This window comes from Niallia sp. FSL W8-0635, from assembly GCF_038007965.1.
In the GTDB taxonomy this organism is placed as follows: Bacteria; Bacillota; Bacilli; order Bacillales; family Cytobacillaceae; genus Niallia.
In genome coordinates this window covers 158537-172396 of record NZ_JBBOYD010000001.1, presented here as the reverse complement: position 1 = coordinate 172396, position 13860 = coordinate 158537, and the positions used below count along the sequence as shown (strand labels likewise).

Sequence of the window (13860 nt, the reverse complement as noted above, 5' to 3'; positions counted from 1 at the left end):
GTGACTACCGATAAGTTGCGTCATCGCAGTTCTTGCGGATGAGTTCGTGAGCACAGTAAGAACGTAGGCAAACGGGCAATCCCCCCCTCTTGGAGAGCCTGTTTTGTTATAAAATAATCGAATTGAACACCCCCTAGAAAGTAAGTCGATTCCTTCAATACCATCAAATATCACTAGACTTTACAGCTATCTGATCAGGGAAAATGCCACATTCATTGGCCTTTTCCACAATAATCAATTTTATAATTTCTCGATATTTTCCATATTTACAAGATAGAGAAAGGTTATTTGGTATGAACATATTTAGTAATGAATGTTTTTATTTTAAAAAATTCATAAACTAATAGCTGGTTTTCTTTAAGTATTATAATTCACAATAATGAAGTCCATATCCAATAAAGGACTGAGCTTCTCTTTATCATAAAATTTCTATTTTTTGTACTTTTCCGTTCGTCCTAGATGACACCGTCCCAGCCTAACCCAAAGCAAAATCAAAGGTATTGCCTTAGAATTTACGTGTACCTGCATATTAAGTGAAACGTCCTCAAAAACTGGTCTTCGACTGTCTTCATATAGCCACAGCCCTAGCTACATCCTATAGTTACTGGCTCAGAGTTTGAATACCTTCTAACTGCTTCCTTACCTTGTGCATTTTTCCCACAAGGAGAACAGAAAGTAACAAAACCAACTCATTTATATGACAAATCATTTATAAGTTTCCCCCTATTGCGAAAAGAATAATTATTTAATAAAGCTGACTATCAAAATATTCGCCCTTTTTTTGAATGTGGACTATTTGTCCATTCATATCATTTCCTATTACCATATGATACTACTGAAAGGTGGTGTTACTTATGAGTTTTACCAATAGCGATAGCTATGGATTATGTAAGGGGTGCTTTAAACAACAAAGGTTTTGCACATGTAAAGACTCCTACCATTCGGACACAGTTAACCAAGAAGTAACCGAACATTGTGACCAAACATTCTCTGAGCATAATCCACAATGCCAATCCATTGGGGAACAAGAACAGCAACAACTACAACAACAGGGTGGGCTTGAACAGGCACAAGGGCCTCAGAATCAAGAACAAATCCAAGAAGGGCAAAGTCAAGGGCCTCAAACGCAAGAACAACAACAAGGCGACCAAACCCAAGGAAATCAAACTCAAGGGCCTCAAACACAAAGCCAAAATGAGATACAAGAGCAAACGCAAATCCAGGACCAAACCGAAGACCAGGACCAAACTCAAGGACCTCAGTTACAAGCCCAAAGACATGGCGATCAAACTATGGAAAATAACCAGACCATTTCAACCCCGGTGGACGTGGATGGAGTCAATGTGAATGTTCAGTGTGGAGACTGTAAGCCTACTATAATTTTTCCAGATGACTTCTTTGAGAAAAATAAGAAGAAAAAGGATCACAATCAAAGGGGGGACGACATGGAAAATTGCAAATGTAAGGAAAATAAATGTCCAAAAGATTGTGATTGCTGTGTCCAAAATCTTGCAGACCTATTAAGAAAAGTACAAAATTTCCAAACTACTTTAACAAATCCAGCAAATCGAGCAATCGACATATATTTCAGCACAGTGAACGGATTGCCGAATCCATCTGAAGGACAAGTCATTTCAGATATAGTGGATTGTTCAGTCCTTAGGTTTAGACCTGCTGACCAGATTACGATTGTTCCGAATACAGCCGTACAATTATGTGATGTTGCAGGTATATGCGCGACAGATACAGATGCTACTCCTGAAATTTCCAATGTTTATGAATTTCTCCTCCAACAGGCTTATGAAGACACTGAAGATTGTTCCTACCAAAAAAGGAAGAAACCATGTAATTGTCCTTGCTGTGCTTCAGGTATTGGAGAAGAGTTAAGGTGTACAGCCAACTTCGGACTTCTCCTTGATGTTTATCTCAAGGGGCAGACCACAGCACTTCCTCTTTATGTGCTTACGGTAAAAGACTGCCTTGCTTACTTTGTAAACGATATTACTGATCTAGACTCGATTTGTGTCTTCTCACTATGTGCCATAAGTGGATTTACCGTTGTTAGTCAAACATTGGGCACAATAGATAGTGCCTAGAATTTATGCACTAACATGCTGCATTAAAAATCAATTATCTATCAGAAGATTTTAAGGCACGAATATTACTACTAACACCTAATCAGCCTTTTTCTTTCCCTCCAAAAATGGATGTTTGTATTAGTTGATTAACCTATACGCAAAAAACCTAGAAGCATATATTATTATTGAATTTAGAAACTTAATCTCAAGGAGGAAGTAATTTGATGATATATCATTCAGAAGGTAAACATTGCGGCTGTAAAGAACAGGAAGAGTGCACTTGCAAAAGAAGAATGGGAAATCATCCGAAGATGAATCATCATGGATATGATCATCATGGATATGAAAAATGTGAAATGCCTAAAAAAAATTGGTACGAAGAGAAAGAGCCTTGCCCAGACCGTGTAAAAGGATTCAATTTGTGCAAACAAAGAAATGAATTAAGGTGCTTTAAACATTGCGAGCCAATTTCCCAGCCATGTGATGCATTATTCTATAACTATTTTACCAGCAGGACTAATTTTGAATTTAGCGGGTTAGTTGTGATTAAAAATACAGGGAATCCAACTAGCGGCTGTTCTATGCAGATCCGTGTTACAGATAGAGCAGGCACTGCAATTGTTGCAACAGTTAGCGCTGGAGCATCAGTTCCAATCTTTGTTGAAGGGTTAACTTCGCTTGATATTGCTTGTCTTCCAAATGAACCAGAGCTTCCTGTACCAGCAACTTGCAGTGGCGAAGTCATCTTTGACCTTGAATACTGTGCGACAAGACTTTGTCTATAAGTAATGAACTTTGACAAAATAATTCATCAGTGTGAAGAATCCCTCTTAATGTTCATAATTAACTAAGAAATGATCCCACAAGAATTTAGTTAATCCCCTCCAATGTATTTTTCTTTAATATTTTTAAAGAAGAATCCCTGTTTATTATTTATGAGGAATTTCTGAAAAAAAGCATAGCTAATTTTGAACTAAATTTGTATTGTAGGTGAATTAACCAATATAAACACCCAAAAATGGGTGTTTATATTGGTTAATCAGCCCATGCCAAGAAACCCAATATACATATATTGATAGTATCTTTCAAGAATATGGGGAGGAAGCTTTTGTATGTTTTTTATAAATAGATCCTGTGGGTGTAGGGGCTTCCAACGATGCAATCAATGTCATAGAAGCGTTGGGGGCCCAAAAATATACATTAACGAAAGTATATGTACTGGAAAGTCAAAATCCGTGTTTAAACTTAAACACAGTGAAAAGGGAAAACATTATTTTGAGCATCATGGAAAGCATCATTGCAGATCGGATGACTGTGAAAAAGACAAGTGCAAATGCGATGACTGTGAAAAACACAAGTGTAAATGCGTTGACTGTGAAAAACACAAGTGCAAATGCGAGGATTGCGGGAAAAACAAGTGCAAATGCGAGGATTGCGGGAAAAACAAGTGCAAATGCGAGGATTGCTGGAAAGACAAGTGCAAATGCGTTGATTGTGAAAAACACAAGTGCAAATGCGAGGATTGCGGGAAAGACAAGTGCAAATGCGTTGATTGTGAAAAACACAAGTGCAAATGCGAGGTTTGCGGGAAAGACAAGTGCAAATGCGTTGATTGTGAAAAACACAAGTGCAAATGGGATGGTTGTGAAGAATTTAATGGTGATTCCAATATTTTCGAAATGATGCTAGGTGAATCTGATGATATTCCCAAAGACAATTGTAATGATGATCATAAACTCTGCCCAGAAGAAATCAAAGGATTTGATTTCTGCAGAAAGGAAGAAGAACTAAGATGCTTTAAACATTGCGGCCCTATCTCACAACCCTGCGATTGTAATTATTACAACCATTTTACCAGCCGTTCGAACCTTGATTTTAGCGGGTTGATTGTGATAAAGAACACAGGCAATTCGGCTAGCGGCTGTTCCATGGAAGTCCGCGTCACTGATATTGCAGGTTCAGCAATAGTCGCTACAGTCAGTCCTGGAGCATCCGTCCCAATCTTTGTCGAATGTTTAAGATCACTTGATATTGCATGTTTTAAAAATGAATCAGTAACAGAAACGTGCAGCGGTGAAGTCATCTTTGACCTTGAATACTGTACCACAAGATATGTTTCACATCGCTATAAATGATGGGTTCCTATAGACTGAAAGCTTTCTTAATATATTTTGTTGGAAAACATGTAAAGAAAATCATCCCATTCACATTACTATAACGTACACCATAATGAAATTGAGTAGGAGGGGGTGACTAACCCCCGACCTCCCACACTCCTGTACGTCTCGTTCGAACTGTTCTATGAAATATCACCCTTATATCTATTTTGGGCTGATTTTGGATTTGTTATGGTTTCCATGTAACTGTATTCATAGTGCTTACTAAATCCTCCAACGTATCGCCCTCCCCTCTGAAAGTGATTTCTATTTCATCATTCTTTAACTGGATTAGCGTTTTATTTAACGTATCTAACAATTTGTCCGACGGGACATCTGAAAAGTCTCTATTTTCAAGTTCCTTTTTCATGCGCTCAACTTGCCGTCCTAATAATTCGATACGGGCTTTTTTTGTCATATAAAATTGCTCCTGTAACGATTCAATTTCAACTGCCTTCATATTTTCTATTTCCATGAGATGTTCCTTTGACCACGCAATAAGCGTTGACTTCGATACGTTAAGTTCCTTGGCAATTTTACTAAAGCTGATCCCTTTCGCTCTTAATTCAATAAACTTTTGCCTTGTTTTGTTGTCCTTCATTCTCAATCCCTCCACGAAATAATTATTTTATCCGAAGTTTTTTTCGGTAATCTTCTGTAAATAAGTCAATGAATTTTGTATTATCGTATAGACGGCTAAAGACTCTTTCTCCTACGACCATAGGTAAGTCTTGATCCGTCAAATTACTCGTGTAGATTGTCGGTTTACCACTCCGACTTTCTACTATTTCAAAAATTATACTCTTTCTCCAATCATCATTTCCTCCCGATGCTTCCGCACCCAAGTCATCCAAAATCAATAAATCTAGCTTTTTTAAATCCTTAAAGATATTTTCTTCTGTTATGATAGATGCTTTGTTATACGTAGATTTAATTTTTGAAAGTAATTGTCCTGTGGTTAAAAACCCAACTATAAAACCTTTTTCTTTTAGCGTTCTGGCAATAGCTACACACAAATGTGTTTTTCCTGTTCCCGGATTGCCTTGAATTAAAAGGTTGTAGCGATCTTGTTCGGAAGCTAAAAATGTTTTCACATAGGAAATTGCCCTTTGTTTTGCAACAGTAGTAACGGGATTAGTTTCATGGTAATCCTTAAAACCTGAACCCTTTAATTTTTCGGGGAGAAGAAAATAGTCGTTCATAAGCCTTTCAGATATGAGCTGACTTTGCTCCTTTAAACCTTTTTCCATAGAAAGATTAAGCATATCCCTATCCCTACATCTACAACATTTGAATGTTTCACCTAACTGCTTCCAACTGTCATTATTATTTAGGCGGTAAACCAAAGCGGATGCACTTTCTTGTCCACACTGCGGGCATACAAGTTTTTTAAGAAAATCCGCTTCTAGCTCATGCCCTTCTAATTCTGGCATGAGTCTAAAAACAGCCTTTTTGTAAATGTTATTCTCATCCTCAGGTAGAAAGCTACTCGCAACTCTCATAGTTTAACCTCCTAAAATGGGAGTTCATCTTCCCATTCTTTCATTTTCTCAAATTCATCTTTTGTAATTGGTTTTGGTTCTTCCCAATGACTAGGGCGATCTAATGAAAAATGCTGTTGGCTCTTTTTCCTTATTACATTTCTGCTTGTTTGAATTTTCAGAACCAATTGATCATACTGTTTTCTTAATTTTGATGGAGAAAGTATATTTGTCTTCCAAAAGGAATCTTGCTGACACCAATCAATCACGGTGGATATTTCTTCTGGTAAACGATTGTCCCTTTCTATCATTAAACGAAAGTCATCCGACCATTTTTGAAGATTTGGTTCTTTAAATCCCGGATTATTTTCCCTAATGTTATTTAAAAGTCTTAATGCTAATTGATACGGTATGCTTTTTTCGTCGTAAGTTTTTGACTTGCGACAATAAGAATCTTTTACTTCTTTATCATTCTTTAATTTTTTATCATTCTTGTTAGTTGTTAGTCGATTGTTAATTGATTGTTGGCCGCCTGTTAAGTTGCTTGTTAATCCATCTCCATTATTCTGATAATCCTCCCAATTATTAATGGTTATAAGCCTATTTTTGTTTGTTGATTCATTTGTTAGAAAACCGAATTTTTCAAACCGCTTTATTGCAGTTCTTACGTTTTGAATTGAAATCCCCTTACCGCATTTTTCAACAATGGATTCCAAGCTTGTAATTACCTGGCCAGCGGTAACGTTATAAGGTTCCCCTTGCCATTCCCATTGTTTTTCTTGATGATTAACCATCAAAAGAAGTGTTATTAGAATGGTTTTTTGTTCCGGTGTGGATTCTATCCAAATAGGCTTATGCAATAAATCCCGATAAAGCTTAACCCATCCTAACATCACACTTCACCCGCTTCAGCCAGAATTATTTCGCAACCATTTCTGTACATCCCAGCGATTTAAACGAATGATTTGCCCTCTTTGAAAAAAAGGAATTTCTTTGCTTGAAATCATGTTTCGAATTGTGGGTACACTGACCTTTAAATAATCGGCAGCTTCTTTTATGGTTAATATTTGATCATGCCCGTTTTCTTCTTGTAATTCCATTAGAAGCTCCTGTAATGCATTTTTTAAATCTGTCCGATTTATGATTAGCGTTTCTTCTGGGAATTCTAGCTTTATATTCATTTATTTATCCCCCTTTTTCAACTTGAGTACAAAGATCCTCTACTTCTTTATTTAGGTTTTCAGCAATCTGTTTGATTGTAGAAAACCGTACCTTTTTTTTAGTCCCCTTTTCGATTTCACCAATGGTTTTTCTATTTACACCAGATACATCAGCCAATTTAGTGATTGTCCACCCCATTTCCGCTCGAGCAAGTTTAATTTTTTTACTGTCAATTTTCAGGTGATGCTCTTGTTTTATTAGTTTTGTACATTTCATCTTTTAAACATCTCCTAATTACTCATATTGGGTACAAATAAACAATATCATCCCGTTTTGAGAAATTCAAGTTGATATTTGTATTCATTATGTGTAATATTGATTTGTAATTACTCATTGGAGGTTGATAAATTATGTTTGGAGAACGAATTAGAACGTTACGAAGGGAAAAGAATATGACTTTAAGAGACTTAGCCGACAAGTTGAATATTCCCTTTACTACATTAGGAAATTACGAGCGGGAAGACCGGGAACCGAATGTTTCAACCTTTTTAGCATTGGCTGATTTCTTCGATGTAAGCGTCGATTATTTAACCGGAAAACAAGACATAAGAACATCAGATCAATATGGTTTCCAAAGGGATTTTAGCCTGCTTGAAGATCTACTGAAACAAGCTACTCCTGATATTAGGAAAAAAGCAGAAGACATCATTAACCAGTTGACTATAATCATTGGGGATGAACTAGAAGCAACAGATGTAAGAGAAACATCTAAAACATTTGAGCATCTATTCCAAGTTGTGGATTTTATTTTTAGTATGAAAATGGGATTTAAGTATAATTACGGGCAAGACCCTTCAACACCTTATGAATGTATAAAACTATATCTAGAGCACAAACCCACATTAGATATGAACTTAAATAACTTATGTGAAATTTACGCTAATAAGAAAAACGGTTAAATGAGGTGAAAAAATGGCATCATTTCAAAAATACACAACCAAACAAGGTCAAATGTGGTTATTTAAGACGGACACTGGAATTAATCCCGAAACAGGAAAAAGACAAACTACAACCCGAAGGGGCTTTAAAACCAAAAAAGAAGCACAAATAGCTGCTGCCAAGCTTGAACAAGAAATAGCGAGCGGAAGATCAATAAAGAATGACAACCTGACTTTTCAGAATGTATACGATCAATGGTTTTCCAATCATTCGAAAACGATTAAATTAAGCACAAAGAAAGCCATTGAATCCAAATTCAATAGGCATATATTGCCCCGCTTCAGCAAATTGAAAATAAAAGAAATAACAAGACCATATTGCCAAAAAATGATCAATGAAATCGCTCAATTAATTAAATCGGTAAATGACATAAAAATACAGGCTAACCAAGTATTCAAATATGCTTTAAAAATGGAGATTATTGAAAGGAATCCATTAGAGCATGTCACCATACCAAGACAGCAAAATGAAATTATTAATGAGGATAATGAAACGGATGAGCGGAATTATTGGAAAAAGGATGAGATACGTAATTTCCTTTCAATAACGAAACATGAATTAGATTTTCGAGATCATGTACTTTTTCATCTGTTAATCTATACCGGTGCACGCAAGGGAGAAATTTTAGCCCTTACATGGGATGATATTGATTTCGAAGCTGGCTCCATACGGTTAAACAAAACGTTATTTCATCATGATGGTAAATTCATCTTCCAAACGTCCAAAACAAGGGAATCTAAGCGTTTAATTAGCTTGGATCCTCTAACCCTCTCTCTGCTTAATAAATGGCGTATAAAGCAAAATGAAGCTTATTTAGCCGGGAAAGGTTATTTGAATAATAACAAGGTGGTTTTTGACAGGGATGATGGCTCTCCGATGCGGTTAGCCTATCCAAACGAAAAGCTGGCCGCTTTAATCAAAAAACATAACCTACACAAAATTACAATACATGGTTTACGTCATACTCATGCTTCCCTTTTATTCGAAGCAGGAGCCAGTATAAAAGAGGTTCAGGAGCGGTTAGGCCACTCTGATATACAAATGACGATGAACATCTATACACACGTAACAGATACGCTAAAAGAGCAAACTGCACAAAAGTTTCAAAGATATATTGAGTTATGAGATGTGGTCAGATGTGGTCAAAAATATTTTCGTGGTCAAAGTGTGGTCAAAAGCACTTTTCAGACATAAAAAAGACCCCCAACCAAATCGGTTGAGAGCCTTTGAAACATTGATAATTAACGTTTTGAGAACTGAGGTGCACGACGAGCGCCTTTAAGACCGTATTTTTTACGTTCTTTCATACGAGCGTCACGAGTTAATAATCCTGCACGCTTTAATGTTGGACGGTATTCAGGATCCACTTGAAGTAAAGCACGAGCGATACCATGACGGATAGCGCCAGCTTGACCAGTATAACCTCCACCGTTAACATTTACTAAAATATTGTAGCTTCCAGTAGTTTCAGTAGCTACTAATGGTTGTTTAACAACTTCGCGTAAAGCTGCAAACGGGATATAACTTTCGATTTCACGACCATTGATGATGATTTGTCCGTCACCTGGAACTAAACGTACACGAGCAACAGAGCTTTTACGACGACCAGTACCGATATATTGAACCTGTGCCATTTGTTTTACCTCCCTTAATTAATTATCCACGAAGTTCGTAAACTTCTGGTTGTTGAGCTTGGTGCGGATGTTCGCTACCAGCATATACATGTAATTTTCTATACATTTGACGACCAAGAGAATTCTTTGGAAGCATACCTTTGATTGCAAGTTCTAACATTTGCTCTGGATAGTTAGTACGCATTTCTAAAGCTGTTCTTTGTTTTAATCCACCTGGGTGCATAGAGTGACGGTAGTAAATTTTGTCAGTTAATTTTTTACCAGTCAATTCGATTTTTGAAGCATTTAAAAGAATAACATGATCACCAGTATCCACATGAGGTGTGAAAGTTGGTTTATGTTTACCACGTAGAATTGATGCTACTTCACTAGCAAGACGACCTAAAGTTTTGCCTTCAGCATCAATCACGTACCATTTACGATCAACAGTGTTTGAATTAGCCATAAACGTTGTACGCATGAGTTTCCCTCCTGAAATGTTTAATTATAATTTTTTTAAATTACGAATGTTCTGTTCTTACGTCTATATGTTCACACAATTAAGTTCCGGGGCTTAATGTGGGATTAAAATACATACCATATTATGATATATCCTAGACTAGTATATGTCAAGGGAATGTTACACCAGGTTTAGTTGTTATGAGAAAAAAATTATCTTTCTATTTATTTTCACTTACTAAATAATGATTTTTACATATAAATAAGCTATTTTGGCATTCCAACTTCATAGAAATTATAATTGTGGCTGGACATATACGGCATTCATTCATACATTACTTCCCAAAGATACAATCCATTCGCAGAAGCGGTTTTCCCGGCCGCTTTTCTATCCTTTTTCTCAATAATCACAGGGATATCCTGTGGGGATTTCTTTCCTCTTCCAACATCTAGTAATGTTCCAACCATAATGCGCACCATATTATAAAGGAACCCATTCCCTCGGAAGGAAAATATTAGCATATTTTCTTCCTCTATTAACTTTACCCCAGTTACAGTTCTTACTTTTCTTTCTTTATCTGTCTTAGCAGAGCAGAAACTAGTAAAATCATATTCTCCAATAAAATAGGTAAGTGCCTCTCTCATTGCCTCTACATTTAGAGAATATGGATAATAATAGGCATAATGGCGTTTAAATGGATCTCTCCGCTCCCCTAATTGAATAAAGTAACGGTATTCTTTTGCTGTTACATTATATCTTGCATGAAAGGCTTCAGACACTCTCACAGCATCAGCAACTACTATATCATGGGGCAACAAGGTATTTAGTGCAATAGGCCATTTTTCTGCTGGAATATCAAGCGAGCTATCAAAATGAATGACTTGTCCCTTCGCATGAACACCAGCATCTGTCCTACCTGATGCCTGAATCTTTATCTCTAACCCTTTATGAAGCTTTCTTAAAGCCTTTTCGATTTCACCTTGCACCGTTCGATCCTTTGGTTGAATCTGAAAACCACTATAATTTGAACCATCATAGCTTATTGTACATTTGTATCGTTGCATCTTATTCTCCACTATGTTCTTAATAAAAACAGCAAAGCTGTTACTAGAATCAAAATAATAATCATGATTGTATCGATTGGATTCCATACTAATTGACGATACTTTGTTCTTCCTTCTCCACCTTGATAACCGCGTGCTTCCATCGCAATAGCGAGCTCTTCAGCCCGTTTAAAGGAGTTAACAAATAAAGGAATCAATAAAGGAATAATTGCTTGAATTCGGCTTTTAATCGAGCCACTAGAGAATTCCACACCTCTTGCCATCTGAGCCTTCATAATCTTCTCTGTTTCATCCATTAAAGTTGGAATGAAACGCAAAGAAATAGACATCATTAGTGCCAATTCATGGACAGGAAATTTCACTTTCTTTAATGGTCCTAACAATGTTTCAATTGCATCTGTTAATTCAATTGGTGTCGTTGTTAACGTAAGCAAGGATGTCATGATAATAAGCAGGAAGAATCGAATCGAAATAAGAATCCCCATTCTCACCCCTTCTTCATAAATCGTAATCCATCCCCATTCAAACAATAATTCTCCATTCTTCGTAAAAAACAAGTGCAAGATAAACGTAAAGATAATTAACCAAAATATTGGCCTTAATCCTAAATAAATATACTTAATTGGTACATTGGAAACAGCTACTAACGTACCTACATATACAATTAATAAAGAATAACTCCAAATATTGTTAGCTAAAAATACAATGCAAATAAATAGAAAAACAAGCAGTAATTTTGAACGGGGATCCATTCTGTGCAATATCGAATCAACGGGAATAAAACGGCCAATAATCATTTTTCCCATCAACTACTCCCTACTTTCTTCTTTAAATACACTGCCAATTCTTTAGTAAAGTCTTCCATCTTTAAATGCACTTGTTCCATCTTCATCCCAAATTTTGCTTCTAATTTTTTTTGAAATCGCACCACCTCAGGTACATTCAACCCAATAGAAGCCAAATCTTCTGCATCCTTAAATATCTCAATCGGTGTTCCCTGACGATGCACTTTCCCTTTATTCATAATGACTATTTGATCAGCATAATGAGCTGCATCTTCCATGCTATGCGTAACTAAAATGGTCGTTAAATTTCGCTCTTTATGAAGCTTGTAAAACATATCCATTATTTCTCGTCTGCCTCTTGGATCCAAACCAGCTGTAGGCTCATCTAAAACAAGTACATCCGGTTCCATTGCTAAAACACCCGCAATGGCAATTCTCCTCATCTGACCACCAGATAAATCAAAAGGAGACTTCATAAGGAACTCTTCTGATAAACCGACTTCACGTAATGCCTTTACCGCTCTTATCTTTGCCTCCGACTCTGAGATCCCAAAGTTAAGGGGACCAAAGCAAATATCCTTTTCAACTGTTTCTTCAAACAGTTGCTGTTCTGGAAACTGAAAAACAATACCTACTTTTTGTCGTATACTCCGTAGATTTTTGTGCTTTTGCCCACCTTCAATTCTGCGATCACCAATTACGATTGTCCCTTTAGAGGGTGTTATAAGTGCATTGAGATGCTGTAAAATGGTCGATTTGCCAGATCCAGTATGCCCTATAATTGCAACATAGCTTCCTGATGGAATGTCAAAACTTACATCCTCTATCGCTAAACGTTCAAACGGCGAATTTTCCTGGTAACGATACTCTACTTTTTGAAGTGAGATGTCCATATGCCTGTCACCAACTCTTCTTCTGTTAAATATACTTCTTCTAATGAAATACCCTGGTTCATTAAACTTTCTCTTAATTTAATTGTAAAAGGAATGTCTAAACCAATTTCAACAAGTTCCTTCTGAAGCTTAAAAATTTCTTTAGGACTTCCCTCTTTATACACTTTCCCCTTATTCATCACAATGATACGGTCTGCTTTAGCAGCCTCATCTAAATCATGAGTAATGGAGATAATCGTCATATTTTCTTTTTGTAAATCTCTCATGATTTCAAAAACTTCTTCTCTTCCTTGCGGATCAAGCATGGAGGTAGCCTCATCTAATATGATTATTTCAGGTTTCAATGCAATAATTCCTGCAATAGCGACTCTCTGCTTTTGTCCACCAGATAGATGGTGCGGCTCTTGATCAAGAAAAGACAACATCTTTACTCTTTCTAAAGAGCTCTCTACTCTTGTTACCATCTCATTCCTTGGAACAGCGTTATTTTCTAAACCAAAAGCCACATCATCCTTAACCGTTGTACCTACAAACTGGTTATCAGGATTCTGGAATACCATCCCAACTTTTTTTCGAATATCCCACACAGAATCTTCCGTTATCGGAATACCATCTATTATAATTGAACCTTCATTAGAAAATTGTAATCCATTTAATAACTTAGCTAACGTAGATTTACCGGAACCATTGTGTCCAACAATAGCAACCCATTCTCCCCTATTAACATGAAAGGAAACATGATCTAGGGCACTCTCTAATTGCTCCTCATATTTGAAGGATACATCTTCTACCTTCACTAAAATTTTTTGGTCCATTACAACCCCACCATTTACTTACTAGATATTGTCGATAATAAATTACATAGAGCAATTTATAAACAAAGTATAAATTGCTAGATAAAAAAATAAACTCGCCAATTGGGCGAGCTTTGAATTGGTTTAACATAAGATTATTTGAATAATCTTTGATATCCTATTTCTATGCTTGTTAAAATATATCTTATGGTATTCCACTTCTTAGCACCCTACAGTCCTAATTAAACATGAAAAAAGCCCGCACCTCGTTCCAACACTAAATGAAAGAAGAGGTGCACGAGCTAGACGAGTCATTAATAAAAACCAATGCTCATCGTAACACTCTATATTGGCTTGATCAAAAAAGCGAGAATTA

At 36.4% G+C, this 13860-nt stretch carries 16 protein-coding genes; 5 read left to right on the top strand and 11 right to left on the bottom strand.

The window, feature by feature from the left end:
* Positions 1-854 precede the first annotated feature (854 nt).
* The 3 genes from NYE52_RS00955 to NYE52_RS00945 all read left to right on the top strand — a co-directional run bounded on the left by NYE52_RS00955 (position 855) and on the right by NYE52_RS00945 (position 3761).
* Positions 855-2096 carry a hypothetical protein gene (locus NYE52_RS00955; protein WP_031540257.1) on the top strand — a complete coding sequence of 414 codons (1242 nt, stop codon included), beginning with the start codon at positions 855-857 and terminating at the stop codon, positions 2094-2096.
* A gap of 206 nt (positions 2097-2302) precedes the next feature.
* Positions 2303-2863, top strand: coding sequence for an S-Ena type endospore appendage (locus NYE52_RS00950; RefSeq protein ID WP_031540256.1), 561 nt, complete (start codon positions 2303-2305; stop codon positions 2861-2863).
* 490 nt (positions 2864-3353) lie between these two features.
* Positions 3354-3761, top strand: coding sequence for a hypothetical protein (locus NYE52_RS00945; protein WP_341191362.1), 408 nt, complete (start codon positions 3354-3356; stop codon positions 3759-3761).
* A 663-nt stretch (positions 3762-4424) separates the two neighbouring features.
* On the opposite strand, the gene NYE52_RS00940 is transcribed toward NYE52_RS00945, so the two are convergent.
* Genes NYE52_RS00940 through NYE52_RS00920 form a run of 5 tightly spaced genes read right to left on the bottom strand, consistent with a single transcriptional unit; the run spans position 4425 to position 7152 of the window.
* Positions 4425-4835: a helix-turn-helix domain-containing protein gene (locus NYE52_RS00940; protein WP_047943734.1), complete on the bottom strand. Its 411-nt coding sequence runs from the start codon at positions 4833-4835 to the stop codon at positions 4425-4427.
* Positions 4836-4857: 22 nt separating this feature from the next.
* Positions 4858-5736 carry an ATP-binding protein gene (locus tag NYE52_RS00935; RefSeq protein WP_047943733.1) on the bottom strand — a complete coding sequence of 293 codons (879 nt, stop codon included), beginning with the start codon at positions 5734-5736 and terminating at the stop codon, positions 4858-4860.
* 11 nt (positions 5737-5747) lie between these two features.
* A complete protein-coding gene (locus NYE52_RS00930) occupies positions 5748-6608 on the bottom strand; it encodes a hypothetical protein (protein ID WP_051641033.1) in 861 nt (286 codons plus the stop codon).
* A 15-nt stretch (positions 6609-6623) separates the two neighbouring features.
* Positions 6624-6896 carry a helix-turn-helix domain-containing protein gene (locus tag NYE52_RS00925; protein WP_031540233.1) on the bottom strand — a complete coding sequence of 91 codons (273 nt, stop codon included), beginning with the start codon at positions 6894-6896 and terminating at the stop codon, positions 6624-6626.
* Between the two features lie 4 nt (positions 6897-6900).
* Positions 6901-7152: a helix-turn-helix transcriptional regulator gene (locus NYE52_RS00920; protein ID WP_031540231.1), complete on the bottom strand. Its 252-nt coding sequence runs from the start codon at positions 7150-7152 to the stop codon at positions 6901-6903.
* A gap of 134 nt (positions 7153-7286) precedes the next feature.
* Here NYE52_RS00920 and NYE52_RS00915 point away from each other — a divergent pair, with 134 nt between their 5' ends.
* Together NYE52_RS00915 and NYE52_RS00910 are read left to right on the top strand one after the other, a co-directional pair.
* Entirely contained in the window at positions 7287-7835 is a 549-nt protein-coding gene (locus tag NYE52_RS00915) for a helix-turn-helix domain-containing protein (RefSeq protein WP_051641032.1), read from the top strand.
* 13 nt (positions 7836-7848) lie between these two features.
* Positions 7849-9000 (top strand): site-specific integrase, encoded by a 1152-nt coding sequence (locus tag NYE52_RS00910; RefSeq protein ID WP_047943732.1) that lies wholly within the window; start codon positions 7849-7851, stop codon positions 8998-9000.
* Between the two features lie 116 nt (positions 9001-9116).
* On the opposite strand, the gene rpsI is transcribed toward NYE52_RS00910, so the two are convergent.
* The 6 genes from rpsI to NYE52_RS00880 all read right to left on the bottom strand — a co-directional run bounded on the left by rpsI (position 9117) and on the right by NYE52_RS00880 (position 13505).
* Positions 9117-9509, bottom strand: a complete 393-nt coding sequence (gene rpsI / locus NYE52_RS00905; protein WP_016204588.1) for a 30S ribosomal protein S9 — start codon at positions 9507-9509, stop codon at positions 9117-9119.
* Positions 9510-9531: 22 nt separating this feature from the next.
* A complete protein-coding gene (rplM, locus tag NYE52_RS00900) occupies positions 9532-9969 on the bottom strand; it encodes a 50S ribosomal protein L13 (protein WP_016204587.1) in 438 nt (145 codons plus the stop codon).
* A gap of 302 nt (positions 9970-10271) precedes the next feature.
* Positions 10272-11012, bottom strand: a complete 741-nt coding sequence (truA, locus tag NYE52_RS00895; protein WP_341191361.1) for a tRNA pseudouridine(38-40) synthase TruA — start codon at positions 11010-11012, stop codon at positions 10272-10274.
* An 11-nt stretch (positions 11013-11023) separates the two neighbouring features.
* Positions 11024-11821 carry an energy-coupling factor transporter transmembrane component T family protein gene (locus NYE52_RS00890; RefSeq protein ID WP_341191360.1) on the bottom strand — a complete coding sequence of 266 codons (798 nt, stop codon included), beginning with the start codon at positions 11819-11821 and terminating at the stop codon, positions 11024-11026.
* A complete protein-coding gene (locus tag NYE52_RS00885) occupies positions 11818-12690 on the bottom strand; it encodes an energy-coupling factor ABC transporter ATP-binding protein (protein WP_341191359.1) in 873 nt (290 codons plus the stop codon). Before NYE52_RS00885 ends, NYE52_RS00890 begins: the two co-directional genes overlap by 4 nt.
* Positions 12666-13505 (bottom strand): energy-coupling factor ABC transporter ATP-binding protein, encoded by an 840-nt coding sequence (locus NYE52_RS00880; protein WP_341191358.1) that lies wholly within the window; start codon positions 13503-13505, stop codon positions 12666-12668. Before NYE52_RS00880 ends, NYE52_RS00885 begins: the two co-directional genes overlap by 25 nt.
* Positions 13506-13860 lie beyond the last annotated feature (355 nt).

Bases quoted from the DNA above. Each gene is read 5' to 3' on its own strand.
- NYE52_RS00910 (WP_047943732.1), top strand. From the start codon at position 7,849: ATGGCATCATTTCAAAAATACACAACCAAACAAGGTCAAATGTGGTTA.
- NYE52_RS00915 (WP_051641032.1), top strand. From the start codon at position 7,287: ATGTTTGGAGAACGAATTAGAACGTTACGAAGGGAAAAGAATATGACT.
- NYE52_RS00925 (WP_031540233.1), bottom strand. From the start codon at position 6,896: ATGAATATAAAGCTAGAATTCCCAGAAGAAACGCTAATCATAAATCGG.
- NYE52_RS00955 (WP_031540257.1), top strand. From the start codon at position 855: ATGAGTTTTACCAATAGCGATAGCTATGGATTATGTAAGGGGTGCTTT.
- rplM (WP_016204587.1), bottom strand. From the start codon at position 9,969: ATGCGTACAACGTTTATGGCTAATTCAAACACTGTTGATCGTAAATGG.
- rpsI (WP_016204588.1), bottom strand. From the start codon at position 9,509: ATGGCACAGGTTCAATATATCGGTACTGGTCGTCGTAAAAGCTCTGTT.
- truA (WP_341191361.1), bottom strand. From the start codon at position 11,012: ATGCAACGATACAAATGTACAATAAGCTATGATGGTTCAAATTATAGT.
- NYE52_RS00940 (WP_047943734.1), bottom strand. From the start codon at position 4,835: ATGAAGGACAACAAAACAAGGCAAAAGTTTATTGAATTAAGAGCGAAA.
- NYE52_RS00920 (WP_031540231.1), bottom strand. From the start codon at position 7,152: ATGAAATGTACAAAACTAATAAAACAAGAGCATCACCTGAAAATTGAC.
- NYE52_RS00935 (WP_047943733.1), bottom strand. From the start codon at position 5,736: ATGAGAGTTGCGAGTAGCTTTCTACCTGAGGATGAGAATAACATTTAC.
- NYE52_RS00885 (WP_341191359.1), bottom strand. From the start codon at position 12,690: ATGGACATCTCACTTCAAAAAGTAGAGTATCGTTACCAGGAAAATTCG.
- NYE52_RS00930 (WP_051641033.1), bottom strand. From the start codon at position 6,608: ATGTTAGGATGGGTTAAGCTTTATCGGGATTTATTGCATAAGCCTATT.
- NYE52_RS00880 (WP_341191358.1), bottom strand. From the start codon at position 13,505: ATGGACCAAAAAATTTTAGTGAAGGTAGAAGATGTATCCTTCAAATAT.
- NYE52_RS00950 (WP_031540256.1), top strand. From the start codon at position 2,303: ATGATATATCATTCAGAAGGTAAACATTGCGGCTGTAAAGAACAGGAA.